Origin of the sequence: Paraburkholderia xenovorans (assembly GCF_046030735.1) — a bacterium.
Lineage (GTDB): Bacteria > Pseudomonadota > Gammaproteobacteria > Burkholderiales > Burkholderiaceae > Paraburkholderia > Paraburkholderia xenovorans_A.
In genome coordinates, this window is record NZ_JAQQBV010000034.1 from 1 (window position 1) to 15,696 (window position 15,696).

Annotated in this window: 12 protein-coding genes; 3 read left to right on the forward strand and 9 right to left on the reverse strand. The window is 62.9% G+C overall.

Going from position 1 to position 15,696, the window contains the following annotated elements; translation table 11 throughout:
- The 5 genes from PQQ51_RS26915 to PQQ51_RS26935 form a co-directional block, all read right to left on the reverse strand.
- Positions 1 to 1,690 (reverse strand): ABC transporter ATP-binding protein (locus PQQ51_RS26915; RefSeq protein WP_408500066.1); only part of this gene is annotated, 1,690 nt, incomplete at its 3' end.
- Positions 1,691 to 1,780: 90 nt separating this feature from the next.
- Positions 1,781 to 2,764, reverse strand: a complete 984-nt coding sequence (locus PQQ51_RS26920; RefSeq protein ID WP_408500068.1) for an ABC transporter permease — start codon at positions 2,762 to 2,764, stop codon at positions 1,781 to 1,783.
- A gap of 61 nt (positions 2,765 to 2,825) precedes the next feature.
- Entirely contained in the window at positions 2,826 to 3,806 is a 981-nt protein-coding gene (locus PQQ51_RS26925) for an ABC transporter permease (RefSeq protein ID WP_408500070.1), read from the reverse strand.
- Between the two features lie 13 nt (positions 3,807 to 3,819).
- Positions 3,820 to 5,418, reverse strand: coding sequence for an ABC transporter substrate-binding protein (locus PQQ51_RS26930; RefSeq protein WP_408500072.1), 1,599 nt, complete (start codon positions 5,416 to 5,418; stop codon positions 3,820 to 3,822).
- 237 nt (positions 5,419 to 5,655) lie between these two features.
- Positions 5,656 to 7,299, reverse strand: a complete 1,644-nt coding sequence (locus PQQ51_RS26935; protein ID WP_408500073.1) for an ABC transporter substrate-binding protein — start codon at positions 7,297 to 7,299, stop codon at positions 5,656 to 5,658.
- A 329-nt stretch (positions 7,300 to 7,628) separates the two neighbouring features.
- Between PQQ51_RS26935 and PQQ51_RS26940 the strand changes: the two genes are divergently transcribed.
- Complete coding sequence (locus tag PQQ51_RS26940) at positions 7,629 to 8,858, forward strand: porin (protein WP_408500074.1); 1,230 nt, start codon at positions 7,629 to 7,631, stop codon at positions 8,856 to 8,858.
- A 74-nt stretch (positions 8,859 to 8,932) separates the two neighbouring features.
- Here the strand turns inward: PQQ51_RS26940 and PQQ51_RS26945 are convergent, their stop codons facing one another.
- Both PQQ51_RS26945 and PQQ51_RS26950 read right to left on the reverse strand, forming a co-directional pair.
- Positions 8,933 to 9,277, reverse strand: coding sequence for a DUF3088 domain-containing protein (locus tag PQQ51_RS26945; protein ID WP_408500075.1), 345 nt, complete (start codon positions 9,275 to 9,277; stop codon positions 8,933 to 8,935).
- Positions 9,278 to 9,355: 78 nt separating this feature from the next.
- Positions 9,356 to 10,570, reverse strand: coding sequence for an acyl-CoA dehydrogenase family protein (locus PQQ51_RS26950; protein ID WP_408500076.1), 1,215 nt, complete (start codon positions 10,568 to 10,570; stop codon positions 9,356 to 9,358).
- A 299-nt stretch (positions 10,571 to 10,869) separates the two neighbouring features.
- Here PQQ51_RS26950 and PQQ51_RS26955 point away from each other — a divergent pair, with 299 nt between their 5' ends.
- Both PQQ51_RS26955 and groL read left to right on the forward strand, forming a co-directional pair.
- The gene (locus tag PQQ51_RS26955; protein WP_007177123.1) at positions 10,870 to 11,160 is read left to right on the forward strand and encodes a co-chaperone GroES; all 291 of its coding nucleotides are present in this window, start codon (positions 10,870 to 10,872) and stop codon (positions 11,158 to 11,160) included.
- An 18-nt stretch (positions 11,161 to 11,178) separates the two neighbouring features.
- Complete coding sequence (groL, locus tag PQQ51_RS26960) at positions 11,179 to 12,819, forward strand: chaperonin GroEL (RefSeq protein ID WP_408500078.1); 1,641 nt, start codon at positions 11,179 to 11,181, stop codon at positions 12,817 to 12,819.
- 72 nt (positions 12,820 to 12,891) lie between these two features.
- Here the strand turns inward: groL and PQQ51_RS26965 are convergent, their stop codons facing one another.
- Together PQQ51_RS26965 and PQQ51_RS26970 are read right to left on the reverse strand one after the other, a co-directional pair.
- Entirely contained in the window at positions 12,892 to 14,214 is a 1,323-nt protein-coding gene (locus PQQ51_RS26965; protein WP_408500079.1) for an LLM class flavin-dependent oxidoreductase, read from the reverse strand.
- An 83-nt stretch (positions 14,215 to 14,297) separates the two neighbouring features.
- Positions 14,298 to 15,650 carry an LLM class flavin-dependent oxidoreductase gene (locus PQQ51_RS26970; protein WP_408500080.1) on the reverse strand — a complete coding sequence of 451 codons (1,353 nt, stop codon included), beginning with the start codon at positions 15,648 to 15,650 and terminating at the stop codon, positions 14,298 to 14,300.
- Positions 15,651 to 15,696: the final 46 nt, after the last annotated feature.

Consider the following 15,696-nt stretch of genomic DNA (forward strand, 5'->3'; position numbering starts at 1 on the left):
TGCCAGGAATCGCGTCGAGCAGCGTGCGCGTGTACGGATGTTGCGGTGCGCGCCAGATATCCCGATGATGCCCGCTCTCCACAATGCGCCCTGCCTGCATCACATGCACGCGGTCGGCGATATAACGCACCACTGACAGATCGTGCGAGATGAACAGATACGCGAGGCCGAGATCGCGTTTCAGATCGACCAGCAGGTTGAGAATCTGCGCCTGAATCGATACATCGAGCGCCGACACCGGCTCATCGCAGATCAGCAGATCCGGTTCGAGCACCAGCGCCCGCGCAATCCCGATACGTTGCCGCTGCCCACCGGAGAACTCGTGCGGAAAGCGGCCCAACGCCGAGCTGGGCAAGCCCACGCGATCCAGCATGCCGGCGATCCGCGCACGGCGCTGCTGCGCGTTGCCGATGCCGTTCACCACCAGCACAGTATCGAGAATCTCCGCGACCGTGCGGCGCGGATTGAGCGACGCGTACGGGTCCTGAAACACCATCTGCACGTGGCGCCGCAGCGGCCGCAACTCGCGCTCGCCCAACCGCACGAGATCGGTGCCGCGCAAACGGATCGCACCGCTCGCGGTCGGCACGAGCCGCAGGATCGCTTTGGACAGCGTCGATTTTCCGCAACCGGATTCGCCGACAAGGCCGACCGTCTCGCCGCGAGCAATCCGCAGCGACACCCCATCGACCGCGCGCAGCGTGCTTTTGCCGTGACGCTGCGGATAATCGATACGCACGTCCTGTAGTTCGAGCAACGGAGCCGCGTTGGCCGCCGTCAACCGATCGGTGGAATCCGAGTCCGCGACGTACTGCCCCGTGCGTACCGAGCGCGGCACCACCGCAAAAGTCGGTTTGCCGTCTTCGCCGAAACCGTGGCGGATTTCCGGCAGTTTCCAGCCGCGATAATGCAGGTCGTCCGCGAGATTCAGCGACGCGCCCAGCAAGCCGCGTGTATAAGCATGCTGCGGCGCGGTGAAGAGCCGCGCGACCGGCGCCTCTTCCACCTTCTCACCCGCCAGCATCACTGCGACCCGATCCGCGTGTTTCGCGACGATGCCGAGGTCGTGCGTGATCAGCAGCAACGACATCGACAACTCGCGCCGCAAACCGTCGAGCAGATCGAGAATGTGCGCCTGAATCGTCACGTCGAGCGCGGTGGTCGGTTCGTCCGCGATCAACAGACGCGGCCGGCATGCCACTGCCATCGCGATCATCACGCGTTGGCGCTGTCCGCCGGACAGCTCGTGCGGATAATCGAATACGCGCCGCTGCGGCTCGGGAATCTGCACCAGTTCGAGCAACTCGACCGCCCGCCTGAATGCCGCTGCTTTCGACAAACGCTCGTGCTGGCGCAGCGTCTCGACAATCTGCGCGCCGATCGACAGCACCGGATTGAGCGACGTCATCGGCTCCTGGAAGATCATCGAAATCTGTTGTCCGCGAATGTCGCGGATCTCGCGCGGCGACAGATCGAGCAGTTCGCGGCCGTCGAAACGCAGGCTGCCGGTCACGCGTCCCGGCGTCGGCACGAGGCGCATCAGCGACAGCGCGGTCGCCGATTTGCCGCAGCCCGATTCGCCGACCAGCGCCAGCGTCTCGCCTTCCGCGATATCGAAACTCAGGCCGCGCACGGCTTCGTGCGCGCCGAAACTGACGCGCAGGTCGCGTACTTCAAGCAGGTTTGCCACGGTGCTTCCTCGAATACGTTTATCGGTGCCGTTGTGATGCGCATCAGTCAGGCGGATCAGTCAGGCGGATCAGCCAGCGGCGCTTCTTCGTCAAACCCGTTCGCGCAGACGCGGGTTCAGCGCGTCGTTCAAGCCGTCGCCGAGCAGGTTCAACGCGAGCACTGCGAGCACGATCGCGGCGCCCGGCACCGCGGTCAGATACCACGCGGTGCGCAGCGAGTCGCGGCCGGAGCCGATCATGCCGCCCCAGCTCACCACGTTAGGATCGCCCATGCCGAGAAACGACAACGCCGACTCGATCAGAATCGCGCTCGCCACCATCACCGAAGCGGTCACGATCACCGGCGGCAAAGCGTTCGGCAGAATCTCGCCGAAGATGATGCGCGCGTTGCTGAAGCCCTGGCTGCGCGCGGCAAGCACGAAGTCCGACTTGCGCAACGTGCGGAACTCGGCGCGCACGATCCGCGCGACGGTCGGCCATGACGCAATGCCGATCGCCAGCGCGATGACCGTCACGCTCGGCCGGCCGATCGCGACGAGCACGATCACCAGCAGAAACGACGGCACCGTCTGAAAGAGTTCGGTGATCCGCACCAGCACATCGTCGATCATGCCGCCGAAGAAGCCGCCAGTCGCGCCGACCAGCGTACCGATCACGAGCCCGATTCCCGCCGACGCCGCGCCGATCAGCAGCGATACGCGTGTGCCGTGCGCGATGCCGGCGGCGACGTCGCGCCCCAGCGAATCGGTGCCGAGCCAGTATTGCGGATCGGCGCCCGGCCATTCGAACGGCGCCGCGACCATATCGAGCGGGTCGCCGGGAAACAGATGCCCCGCGCCAAGCGCAAGCGCAATGAAGGCCGCGAGCAGCACCAGGCCCGCAAGCGCCGACGGATTGCGCAGCAGCGCGCGCCAGACACCGCGTCCCGCGCCACGGGAGCCCGGCGTTGCGTTTGCGGTTGCGCTCGCGTTGCCACGGCGCAAGCCGAACAGCGTACCGGCCAGTTGACGCCGCCACGGCGAAGCCGCGGGCTCGGGCGGCGTCGAAATCAGATTTGAAGAATCGGAAGACATGTCATTCCTCGGAGAAGAAACGGGTGGCCTGAGCGTGGGCTAAGCGAGGCTCATCGTGACATCAGGCAACGCGCGGATCGAGCCACGCCTGCAGCAGATCGACCAGCACATTCGCGACGATCACGAGCAACGAAGACAGCAGCAGCACGCCCAGCAACACGCTGAAGTCGCGCGCCATCACCGCGTCGAGCGCGAGACGGCCGAGGCCGGGCCAACTGAACACAGTCTCCGTCACCGCGGCGCCGCCGAGCAGCGTGCCGAAATGAATCCCGACGATCGTCGTGAGCGGCATCAGCGCGTTGCGCAATACGTGGCGCACGGTCACGCGCCACGGATGCAAGCCCTTCGCCTGCGCGGTGCGCACAAAGTCCTGGCGTTGCACTTCGAGCATCGCGGCCCGCGTGAGCCGCGCGTAGATCGCGACGAAAAACGTCGCCAGCGTGGCCGCGGGCAGCAGCACGTGTTTCGCCGCGTCGACGAAATACGCGAAGCCGTGCAATTGCACGCCGAGCGTGATGTTGCCGCCGCTCGGCAGCCAGCCCAGGTGCACCGAGAACAGCACGATCGCGAGCAGGCCGATCCAGAAACCCGGCGTCGAATAGAACAGCAACGCCAGCACGGACAGCACGCGGTCCGGCCACTTGCCGGCCCAATGCGCCATCACCGCGCCGAGCACCACGCCCGCGACGATCGCGAACGACAACGCGACGCCCATCAGCAACAGCGTATTGGGCAGGCGCGACAGGATCAGTTGCATCACCGGCATGTCGTAGCGCGGCGAATAGCCGAGGCTGAAGTGCGACAGATGCGCAAGATACGACCACAACTGGTGCAGCACCGGCTGATCGAGGCCGAACTTGGCGCGCAACACCTGCATCGTTTCCGCCGTCGCCGAACCGGATTCGCCGGCGAGCACGTCGGCGGCGTCGCCCGGCATCAGCTTCAACAGGAAGAAATTCAGGATCACGATGCCGATCACCGTCGGCAGCGCCTGCCATGCGGTGCGCCGGAGAATCGCACCAAACCGCAAACCTCGACTCATCGTGCCGCTCCTGTCATGCGCTCAGATAGACATCCGCGAGATTGCCTTCGAGGCCTTGCGCGGACACGGTGTGGTTGTGGACGCGCCGGTTCGCGAGCGTGATCATGCGCGGCGCAACGAGATTCAGAATCGGCAGATCGCGATACACGATCTGCTGGAACTGCTGATACAGCGCGACGCGTTTGCTTTCGTCGGTTTCGATCGCGGCGCTTTCGAGCAGACGATCCACCTCGGGGTTGCTGTAATGCGGCGCGTTCGAAAACGGCACGCCGGGGCGAATGTTCTTCGACCAGTAAAGACGCTGAACGCCGACGCTCGGATCGAACAGCGTATTCACGCCGATGCTCGTGAAATCGAACTGACGGTCCGCATACACGCGCTTGAGGAACGCGGGCAGATCCTGCGAGCGCACGGTGACGTCGATACCCACGCGCGCCAAAGCCGACTTCACATAGTCGGCCTGGCGGCGGTACATGTCGCCATACGGCAGGAAATCGTGCGTGAGGCCGAAGCGCACTCCGCCGTCCTTGCGCGGATAGCCCGCGGCGTCGAGCAGTTTTTCCGCGTTGCCGGTATCGAACGCATAGGGTGCGATTTTCGCGTCGTGATAGGGCGAGCCCGGCGTGATCGGCGTGGGTGACAGATCGGCATAACCGTATGCGACCGTGCGTTGCACGACCTGCGGATTGATCGCATGCGCGATCGCCTGGCGCACGCGCAGGTCCTTCAGAATCGGATGATCGAGATTGAAGTCGATCTCCGACAGCGGTTCGAGAAAGCGATAACCACGCGTTTCGACGGCCAGTTGCGGCAATTGCGTGAGACGCGGCAGATCGGTGAGCGGCACCGGATTCTCGCCGCCCAGATCGAGCGCGCCGGTTTCGAACGCGGCGGAACGCGCGGCGGCATCTGGAATCACCTTGAAGACGAGTCCGTCGATATACGGCTTGCCGGCGTCCCAGTAGTCCGGATTGCGTTCGTAGACGATATTCGCGCCACGTGTCCACGATTTGAAGCGGAACGGCCCGGTGCCGATCGGTGCGTTGTTGTGCGGATTGGTCAGCGGATCGCCTGACTCGTACAGATGCTTCGGCACGATCGGCGATTCGCCCGCGGACAGCGCTTTCAGCAGATACGGCGCCGGCTTCGACAATTCAATGATCGCGGTACGCGCGTCCGGCGTCGCGACTCGTGTGACGTTCGCGAACGTGCTGCGGCCGCGCGGATGCACCGATTTGAGCAGGTCGATCGAGAACGCCACGTCGGCCGACGTGAACGGCTGGCCGTCGTGCCATTTGACGTTCTGCCGCAGCGTGAACGTGTACTTCAGACCGTCCGGGCTGACCGTCCATGCGGTAGCCAATTGCGGCTTCGGGCGCAGATCGAAGTCGTACGCGAGCAGCCCTTCCAGCACCTTGGAACTCGCGACGAGCGCGGGCCCGGTGGTCTGGAAGATCGACACGAGCACGGGCGGCTCCGGATTGATCAGCATGTTCAGCGTGCCGCCCCGTTTGGGCGTTTCGCCCTGCGCGAACGCCAGCGCCGGCATCCCGGCGGCCGCCAGTGCCGCGCCCGATGAAATCAGAAAACCGCGTCGATTCAGCCCTGCCATGTGATCCAGATCCTTTTTGCCGAGGGGTTCGGCCAGTAGTGCGGCGAGGAATCGCCCCAAGCCGGCCGAATGAAATGTCGTAGTGATGACGTCGGCAATGCTGCTGCCGCAGCGCTCACGATAAAGCCGCTGCGACAGCAAAAGAACCAATCGTTAAGCATATGCAAAGCACGGAGCGGACGAAAGGCTGCGCGACGACTGCCGGCTCGGTTCTGAGCCGCTCACGCTTCGTTCACGTCACGCGAGAAACACGTCGGCGAGATTGCCGTCGAGACCGTCCGCGGTGACCGTATGGTTATGTACCCGTTTGTTGTAGAGCGTCACCTGCTTGAGCGTGACCAGATCGACGATCGGCAGATCGCGCCCCACCACCTGCTGGAATTTGCGGAAGTACTCGACCCGCGCGCGGGGATCGTTCTCCACCGCTGCCGCTTCGAGCAAACGGTCGACCTCGGGATTGTCGTAATGCGACGCGTTGGAAAACGGCACGCCTTTCCTGAAGTTGCGCGACCAGTAGAGACGCTGCACGCCCACGGTGGGATCGAAGGTATTGCCGAGAAAATTGGCGTCGAGATCGAAATCGCGGTCGGTGTAGATCCGCTTCACGTAGGTGGCGAAATCCTGCGAACGCACGGTCGTTTCGATTCCGACGCGCCGCAAGGTTTGCCGCAAGTACTCGGCGAGGCGCGCGAACGTCGGATCGTACGGATTGAAGTCGATCGTCAATGGAAAGCGAAAGCCGTTGGCCTCGCGCGGCAAACCTGCCGCGTCGAGCAACTGCCCTGCTTTCGCGAGATCGTACGGCAAGGTCGGTGCATTCGGATCGTAGAACTGCGTCAACAACGGACTGATTGGCGACGGCGCCACGATCCCATAGCCGTACCACACCGATTTCAGAATCGCCTGCCTGTCGATACTGTGCGCGATCGCCTCGCGGACCTGCTGCTTCGCGAGATAGCGATTGTCGAGATTGAACTGCAACTGTGTTTGCGCGGCGTCGTAGCTATATCCGCGTGTTTCCAGCGCAAGATGAGGCAACGCTTGCAAACGCTGAATGTCGAGCAGCGGTACGGGATTTTCGCCGGCCAGATCCAGCTCGCCGGTTTCGAGCGCCACCGCTCGCGCGGCCGGATCGCCGATGAAGCGCACCACCAGTTCGTCGATATACGGTTTGGGCGCGTCCCAGTAGTCGGGGTTGCGCACGAACACTGCGTGACTGCCACGCTCCCAATGCTTGAAGCGATACGGCCCGGTGCCGACCGGATCGATGTTGTGCGGATTCTCCAGCGGATCGCCGCTGCCGTACAGATGAGCCGGCACGATCGGCGATTCGGACGCGGCGAGCGCATAGATCAGATACGGCGCCGGCTTCGACAACTTCAGCACCGCGGTGTGCGGATCGGGCGTCTGCACCTCGACGACGTTCGCGAAGGTCGAGCGCCCGCGCGAATGATATTGCTTGAGCAGGCCGATCGACAACGCGACGTCTTTCGATGTGAACGGCTGGCCGTCGTGCCAGCGCACGCCTTCACGCAATCTGAACGTGTACTGCAAACCGTCCGGACTGATCGACCACGCGGTCGCGAGTTGCGGTTGCGGGCGCACGTTGAAATCGTACGCGAGCAAACCTTCGGTGACCTTCGAACTGATCTTCTGTTCCGCGCCCGCCGTGGTCGCGAAATTGATCAGCACGTTCGGCTCGGGATTCACGAGCAACGTCAGGCGGCCACCCTGCCGCGGCACGGCACTGCTGCGTTGCGAAGCGGCATGCGCGAGCGGCGCGAGCGGCGTAAAAGGACCGAGCGCGATGCCAGCCGCACCGCTCGCGATACCCAATAACGCGTGACGACGCCCGGAGGCAAATCCCTTTCGATGGCTCATGCGCCTTTCCTTTCTATTGCGAGCACCTTGCATTTTCGCCAAGGCCGGTCGCGATGTGCGATGTGAATTGAACTGGATGCGTCGAAAGATATCAACCGGCGCGCGGCAAAAGAACAAATCAATTCAGGATTGCATATCTATCGACGAACATTGGTGTTATCGCTCAATTTCCGCCGTTTTAGCGGGTAATGGATGCAGATTGCCGATATCCATATCGAATTTGATTATTTGTTCGGTCGATTCGTTTTGCTTATCGTTTCTCGCCGACCTCACGGTGTTCTTCAGGCAATCACTTCTTCGCAGCTTCATCCATAACGATTCACACAATCATGAAAAAACTGCTTTTCGCTTTTAGCGTGTCCTCTCTCGTGATGGGCACGGCCAGCGCCCAGAGCAGCGTCACGCTGTATGGGATCGTGACCGGCAACGTCACGTACTCGAACAACTCGCAAACCGCCGCAACGTCGGCGTCGGGCAAACCGAAAGGCGGCGCACAGGTGGCGCAGCTCGACAGCGGTTCGTCGGGCCTCGCGTCGAGCCGTTGGGGCCTCAAGGGCATCGAAGATCTGGGTGGCGGAGTGAAAGCCGTGTTCCAGCTCGAGAACGGCTTCAGCGTGAATAACGGCGCACTCGGCCAAGGCGGCGCGGAGTTCGGCCGTCAGGCATGGGTCGGCGTCAACGCGAACCGCTACGGCACGTTCACGCTCGGCCGCCAGGGCGACGCGGCGGTCGAATTCGTGTCGCCGCTGCTGTACGGCTGGTACTGGGGCAATCTCGCGATCCATCCGGCCGACTACGACAACCTGAACTTCACGCACCGCATCAACAACACGATCAAGTACCTGTCCGACTCTTACAGCGGCTTGCGTTTCGGCGCGGTGTATAGCCTGGGCGGCGTGGCCGGCAACGTCACGCAGAATCAGTTCTGGTCGGGGGGCGCGAGCTATACGGGCGGCGCTTTCGCGATCGCCGCGTCGATCATCAACGCGCGCAATCCGAATGCCTCGCTGTACGGCACCAACCCGAATGCGAGCGCGACAGGCAATAACATCGGCTCGGCCGGCTCCGCGACCGGCGCCGAATCCAATCCGGCAATCGCCGGCTTCGCGTCGGCGAACACGCAGCAGACGGTGTCGGTGGCGGCCACGTATACGGCGGGCGGTGCGATCTTCGGCGCGGCGTATTCGAACACGCAGTTCCGCGGGCTGGGTGCGAACTCGTCGCTCAATACGCAGCACTACACGGGTTCGGCTGTGTTGAGCACGATCAGCGCGAGCCTGCGTTATCAACTGACGCCGTTCCTGCGTTTCGGCACGTCGTTCGACTATACGGACGGCCGCGCCACGACCGGCAAGGAAGGCGCGAAGTACGAGCAGTTCAATCTCGGCGCCGCGTATTCGCTTTCCAAAGCGACCGATCTCTATGTAACCGGCGCGTTTCAACATGCTAGCGGAACGGATTCGCTAGGACGTCCCGCGGTCGCGGCGATCGGCTATCTGACACCGTCCGCGACCAGCAAGCAGGTGGCCGTGTCGGCCGGTATCAAGCATCTGTTCTAACAAGACTATAAATGCGACGCCCCGGCACGCTGACGCGGCCGGGGCGTGATTGCATGTTGCTTCTCGATCAATGATCAATGCACTTTCGGGAAGCCGTGACGCTGCGCAAGCAGATCCAGAATGCGGCGCGTGTCGGTCACGAACCGCTTCTCGCCGAGCGTCTGTGCATCGGCGGGCGCCGGTTGTTCGTCGCCGAGAATCAGCACCGGCAAACTCTGGTGCTCGGCGTCGAGCGCTTCGACCACCGCGGCGCGCGGACGCGGAAACGGCAGCCGGCGAACGTCGAGGCGCGCGTTGAGCGTGGGATCGCTCGCGAGCAAGCCTTCGATCGGCGCCCCATCCGGGCAGATGAAACGCTCACCGGGATGATTCGGATCGGTGAAGCCCGGCTCCAGCAGTAACAGCAAATCTCGGCTCATGGTCTTGAAGGCTCGATGAATGGGTGAATGGAAAGCGGCGCACTGGCAGAGCCGCTCGTAGAACTTTTCAGAAGAACGTCAGAACACGCGCCCTTCGGTCAGATGCGTAGTAACGCCGTTCAACTCGTAATCGCCGATCACGCGCGCTTTGTGCAGCAGCGGGTTGTGGCTGAAGATCGTGCGCAGATTGCGCCAGTGACGATCGAAGTTATGCGCGCGCCCAGTGGCAGACGCACCACCCACTTCGAACAGACGCTCGCCCGCGTAGAGCGCGAGCTTGCTCACCACCAGTTGCGTTTTGGCGGTGGTCAGCGACCCTTCCAGCACGAGTTCTTCGGCATTGGCCGCGCCGCTGCGAATCGCATTGGCGGAACGGTCCAGCGTGCGCGCGTTCTGCGCGACCAGCGCGTCGATCGACAGGCTGTGCGCCGCGAGATCGCCTACCACCTGCTGCACGAAGCCGTCCTCGCGCGCCGACGGCGCCGGGCTATGCAGCACCGGCCGGCCGTATTGCGTCACATAGCGGCGTGCGTCCGCGAGAATATTGCGGACGATGCCCGCGGCTACAGTGACCAGATGCAACTGCCGCAGCGAGCTGCCATGACGGCCGGCAAGGCTCGTGTAGCCGCGCGTCGCGATCTCGTGAGCGAACACCTGCACGTTGTCGAGCACGAGGCTGCCGCTCGCGGTCATCCGTTGGCCCATGCCGTCCCAATCGTCGACCACCTTCAGCCCTTCACGCGAAACCGGGATCACGATCGACACTTTCTCGTCGTTCTCGTCCTGCACGTTGATCCGCGCATAGTCGGAAAACGCAGTGCCCGTCGAATAGTATTTCTTGCCCGACACGCGGTAATGCTCGCCGTCGCGCACGAGTTTCGTGACGATCTCGCCGGGCCGTGACGTACCCAGTTCCGTCGACGCACCGCCGAAAATCGCGCCGCCGCGCACGCGCTCGATCTGCGTGTCGTTGAAATCGGAACGCGGCGACAGCAGCAATTGCTCGGTCAGATCGTAGTGAATCCGCAGCGCGTGCGCGACATTCGACTCGTGCGCGCCGAGCGTCGCGATCACGTGAATCAGATCGTCGACCGAGCCGCCGAGACCACCCCACTCGACCGGAAAACGGAGTACGCCCAGACCGGATTCGCGAAACAGCGTGAAGCGGTCGAACGGCAACTCGCGCCGCACTTCCCGTTGCGCGGCGTCTTCGCCGATCGCCTGAGCGAGCGCCGGCAGCGCGGCGAGCGCCGCATCGAGTTTGGCCCGCGCCGCGGTGTCCTGAGAGGTCATGCGTAGATTCCTTGTAAGAGCGCACGGATCGCAGCGGATCCGGCGATATGCCCGAGAGTGCTTTGAAACATGCAACGACGCCCACGCGGGACGTGCCGATGCGACGGATCAGTATAGGGACGCGGCGGATCGCGCAAAACCAGCGATTCGAGCTATGCATATGCGCGATTCTGAAATGCGAATCGCCGATAAGGATCGATGAATCCGTTATTGGAGCAATGCACGCGCTTTTTTCTATACTCGATTCCGGTCAGCACTCACCAACGACGAGTGCCAAACTCACACGCGGAATTCGAACCATGAGCCTACGTCCCTTGCATGACCGCTTGATCGTCAAGCGTCTCGACCAGGAAACCAAAACAGCTTCGGGCATCGTGATTCCCGAAAGCGCGGCAGAGAAACCCGACCAGGGCGAAGTGATTGCGATCGGCCCGGGCAAGCGCGATAGCGACGGCAAGCGCATCGAACCCGATCTGAAGGTCGGCGAGCGCGTGCTGTTCGGCAAATACGCAGGACAGTCGGTCAAGGTCGACGGCAACGAGTTGCTCGTGCTGCGCGAAGAAGACGTCGTCGCAGTCGTTACTCAATAAAGAACGGAGCGTTCAATCATGGCAGCAAAAGAAATCATTTTCAGCGACATCGCCCGCTCGAAACTCGTCGAAGGCGTCAATATCCTCGCCAACGCGGTCAAGGTCACGCTCGGTCCGAAGGGCCGCAACGTCGTGCTGGAGCGCAGCTTCGGCTCGCCGGTCGTGACCAAGGACGGGGTATCGGTCGCGAAGGAAATCGAATTGTCGGACCGCGTGCAGAACATCGGCGCGCAGCTCGTGAAGGAAGTCGCGTCGCGTACCAGCGACGCCGCCGGCGACGGCACCACGACGGCAACCGTGCTCGCGCAGGCCATCGTCCGTGAAGGACAGAAATATGTAGCGGCGGGTCTGAATCCGCTGGACCTGAAGCGCGGTATCGACAAAGCCGTGGTCGCCGCCATCGAAGAGCTGAAGAAGATCAGCAAGCCGACCACCACCAGCAAGGAAATCGCGCAGGTCGCGACAATCTCGGCGAACGGCGAAGAGTCGATCGGCCAGCGCATCGCGGAAGCGATCGACCGCGTCGGCAAGGAAGGCGTGATCACCGTCGAAGACGGCAAGTCGCTCGATGACGAACTCGACGTAGTGGAAGGTTTGCAGTTCGATCGCGGCTACCTGTCGCCGTACTTCATCAACGACCAGGACAAACAGGTCGCCGTGCTCGACAACCCGTTCGTGCTGCTGCACGACAAGAAGGTGTCGAACATTCGCGATCTGCTGCCGATTCTGGAGCAGGTCGCGAAAGCCGGCCGCCCGTTGCTGATCATTGCCGAAGACGTGGAAGGCGAAGCGCTGGCCACGCTCGTGGTCAACAACATTCGCGGCATTCTGAAGACGGTTGCCGTGAAGGCGCCAGGCTTCGGCGATCGTCGCAAGGCGCTGCTCGAAGACATCGCGATTCTGACCGGCGGCCAGGTGATCGCTGAAGAAACCGGCCTGACGCTCGAAAAAGCCACGCTGGCCGAACTGGGCCAGGCGAAGCGCATTGAAGTCGGCAAGGAAAACACCACGGTGATCGACGGCGCCGGCGACAGCAAGAACATCGAAGCACGCGTTAAGCAGATCCGCACGCAGATCGAGGAAGCGAGCTCCGATTACGACCGCGAAAAGCTCCAGGAGCGTGTTGCGAAGCTCGCTGGCGGCGTGGCCGTGATCAAGGTGGGCGGTGCGACCGAGATCGAAGTGAAGGAAAAGAAAGACCGCGTCGACGATGCGCTGCACGCCACGCGCGCCGCGGTTGAAGAAGGCATCGTGCCGGGCGGCGGCGTCGCGCTGATCCGCGTGAAGCAGGCGATCAGCGGCCTCAAGGGCGTGAATGCCGATCAGGACGCGGGCATCAAGATCGTGCTGCGCGCACTGGAAGAACCGCTGCGCCAGATCGTCACGAATGCCGGCGAAGAAGCCAGCGTGGTGGTCGCGAAAGTGGCCGAAGGTACGGGCAATTTCGGCTACAACGCGCAGACCGGCGAATATGGCGACCTCGTGCAATCGGGCGTGCTCGATCCGACCAAGGTCACGCGCACCGCGCTGCAAAACGCGGCATCGGTTGCGGGTCTGCTGCTGACCACCGACGCGACCGTGCATGAAGCACCGAAGGATGCACCGGCAGCGGGTCAGCCGGGCGGTCCGGGCGCAGGCGGTCCGGGTCTGGACTTCTAACCACTGAGCTTCTAACAGCCTCACGAAAAGACACACGCCGGCATGCACCGGCGTGTGTCTTTTCAGCTTCGTTCACTTCGGAAAGAAACGGTTCTCCGGCCGCGGTAAACCGAGATTCTCGCGCAGCGTCGCGCCTTCATACTCGCGCCGGAACAACCCGCGCTTCTGCAATTCGGGAATCACCTTGTCGACGAAATCGTCGAGACCGGCCGGAAGATGCGAGAACATCACGTTGAAGCCGTCCGAGCCCTCTTCCACCAGCCACTGTTCCATCTGATCCGCGATCGTCGCGGCAGTGCCGACCATCTCCAGTCCCGAATAGCCGCCGATGCGTTGCGCCAATTGACGGATCGTCAGACCGTCGCGCTGTGCCCATTCGACCACCCGTTGACGCGCGGTACGGCTCGCATTGGTCTCGGGAATCTCGGGCAATGGGCCGTCCGGATCCAGACGGGACACGTCGTGCCCCAATGCGATCGACAACGACGCAATGCCGCTTTCGTAATGGACGAACGTATCGAGCCTCTCGCGTGTTTCGCGTGCCTCGTCCACCGTATCGCCCACCACCACGAAAGCCGCCGGCAGAATCTTCAGATGATCGCGTTGCCGGCCGAGCTTCTCCATGCGGCCTTTTACGTCGGCATAAAAGCGCTTGCCGCCGGCGAGATCGCTTTGCGCGGTGAACACCACCTCGGCGGTTTCAGCCGCGATCTGCCGCCCCGCTTCCGACGAACCCGCCTGCACGATCACCGGCCAGCCCTGCACCGGTCGCGCGATATTCAACGGCCCGCGCACCGAGAAGTTCTCGCTCTTATAGTTCAGCACATGCAGTTTCTGCGGATCGAAGAATGTGCCGGTGGCCGTGTCGCGAATAAACGCGTCGTCCGCCCAACTGTCCCAGAGGCCCGTGACCACGTCGAAGAACTCGCGCGCGCGACGGTAGCGTTCGTCGTGCTCCACATGTTCTTCGAGGCCGAAATTGAGCGCGGCATCGGGGTTCGACGTCGTCACCAGATTCCAGCCGGCGCGGCCGCCGCTGATATGGTCGAGCGACGCGAAACGCCGTGCGACGTGATAAGGCTGATCGAATGTCGTCGATGCGGTCGCAACGAGCCCGAGCCGTTCGGTGACCGCCGCGAGCGCGGGCAGCAGCGTGAGCGGTTCGAACGACGTGACCGTGTGACTGTGTCTGAGCGCATCGAGCGGCATGTTGAGCACCGCGAGATGGTCGGCCATGAAGAACGCGTCGAAGCGGCCGCGCTCGAGCGTCTGCGCGAAACGCTTCAGGTGTCCGAAATTGAAGTTGGCGTCCGGATAGGCGCCGGGATAGCGCCATGCGCCGGTATGAATCGTCGTGGGGCGCATGAACGCGCCGAGGCGAAGCTGACGTGACATGAAACGATCTCCATCGCGAAGTGGGTCGCGCCAGTGTAATCGTGCTTTGTCATGTCTGCTGGCAGCCTCGCCTGCTTGCGTGCTCAGGTCTGCGCGGCGTGTCTCACGCGATGCGCGGGGCGCCGCAAACCGAGGTTCTCGCGCAATGTACTGCCCTCGTATTCTTCGCGAAACAGCCCGCGCCGCCGCAATTCCGGCAACACCAGCTCGACGAAATCGTTGAGTCCATTCGGCAATACCGGCGGCATCACGTTGAAGCCATCCGCCCCATAGTTCACGAAGCGTTCTTCGAGTTGATCGACGATCTGCGCCGGTGTGCCGACGAGTTGCCAATGACCGCGTGCGCCCGCCACTCGCAAATAGAGCTGACGTATCGTCAGATTCTCGCGACGCGCGAGTTCGAGCGTGAGCAATTGCCGGCTCTTGCTCGCATTCGTTTCGGGCAACTCGGGAATCGGACCGTCGAGCGGATAGCCGGACAGATCGAAGCCGCCAGTCAGTCCCGACACCAGCGCGAGTCCCACTTTCGGATCGACCAGCGATTGCAGCTCTTCGAACTTCTCTTTCGCTTCGCTCTCGCTGCGCCCGACGATTGGAAACACGCCGGGCATGATCTTCAGATCGTCCGGATGACGGCCGTAGGATTCCAGCCGCCCTTTCACGTCTGCGTAAAAATCGATCGCGTCCTGCAAGGTCTGCTGCGCGGTGAAAATCACTTCGGCGGTTTTCGCGGCCAGCTCGCGCCCCGCTTCGGACGACCCCGCCTGCACGACTACCGGATGCCCCTGCGGCGAACGCGCGACATTGAGCGGCCCGCGGACCTGGAAGAAGCGTCCCTTGTGATCCAGCACGTGACGCTTCTGCGGATCGAAGAAACGGCCCTCAGCCTTGTTGCGAACGAACGCGTCGTCTTCCCAGCTATCCCATAGGCCCGCGGTGACTTCAGCGAATTCGGCGGCGCGCTCGTAGCGCTCGGCGTGGTCGAAATGTTTGTCGCGATTGAAGTTCTTCGCCTCGTGCTCACTCGACGACGTGACCAGATTCCAGCCCGCGCGACCGCCGCTGATGTGATCGAGCGACGCGAATTTGCGGGCGATGTGATACGGCTCGTTGAAGCTCGTCGACGCGGTGCCGACAAGGCCGATGCGTTCGGTGAGCGCCGCCAGCGCCGACAACAGCGTGATCGGCTCGAACTGCGCGACATAGCTGTGCGCGGTGCGGCTCAGAAAATCGACGTTGTCGCCGCGCGTGCCCACGCCGTCGGCGAGAAACACCAGATCGAACTTCGCGGCCTCGGCCGTTTGCGCGAGCTGCACATAGTGGCGGAAATCGACACCGGCGTCGGCTTTCGCGCCAGGGTGACGCCATGCGGCGATGTGATGCCCGGAAGGATAGAGAAATGCGCCGAGGCGCAGGTGCCCGCTACGTCTGCTCATGGAAGTCCGCGAATAGGAATGACGACAGGTGCGGTGCGCGGCGTCG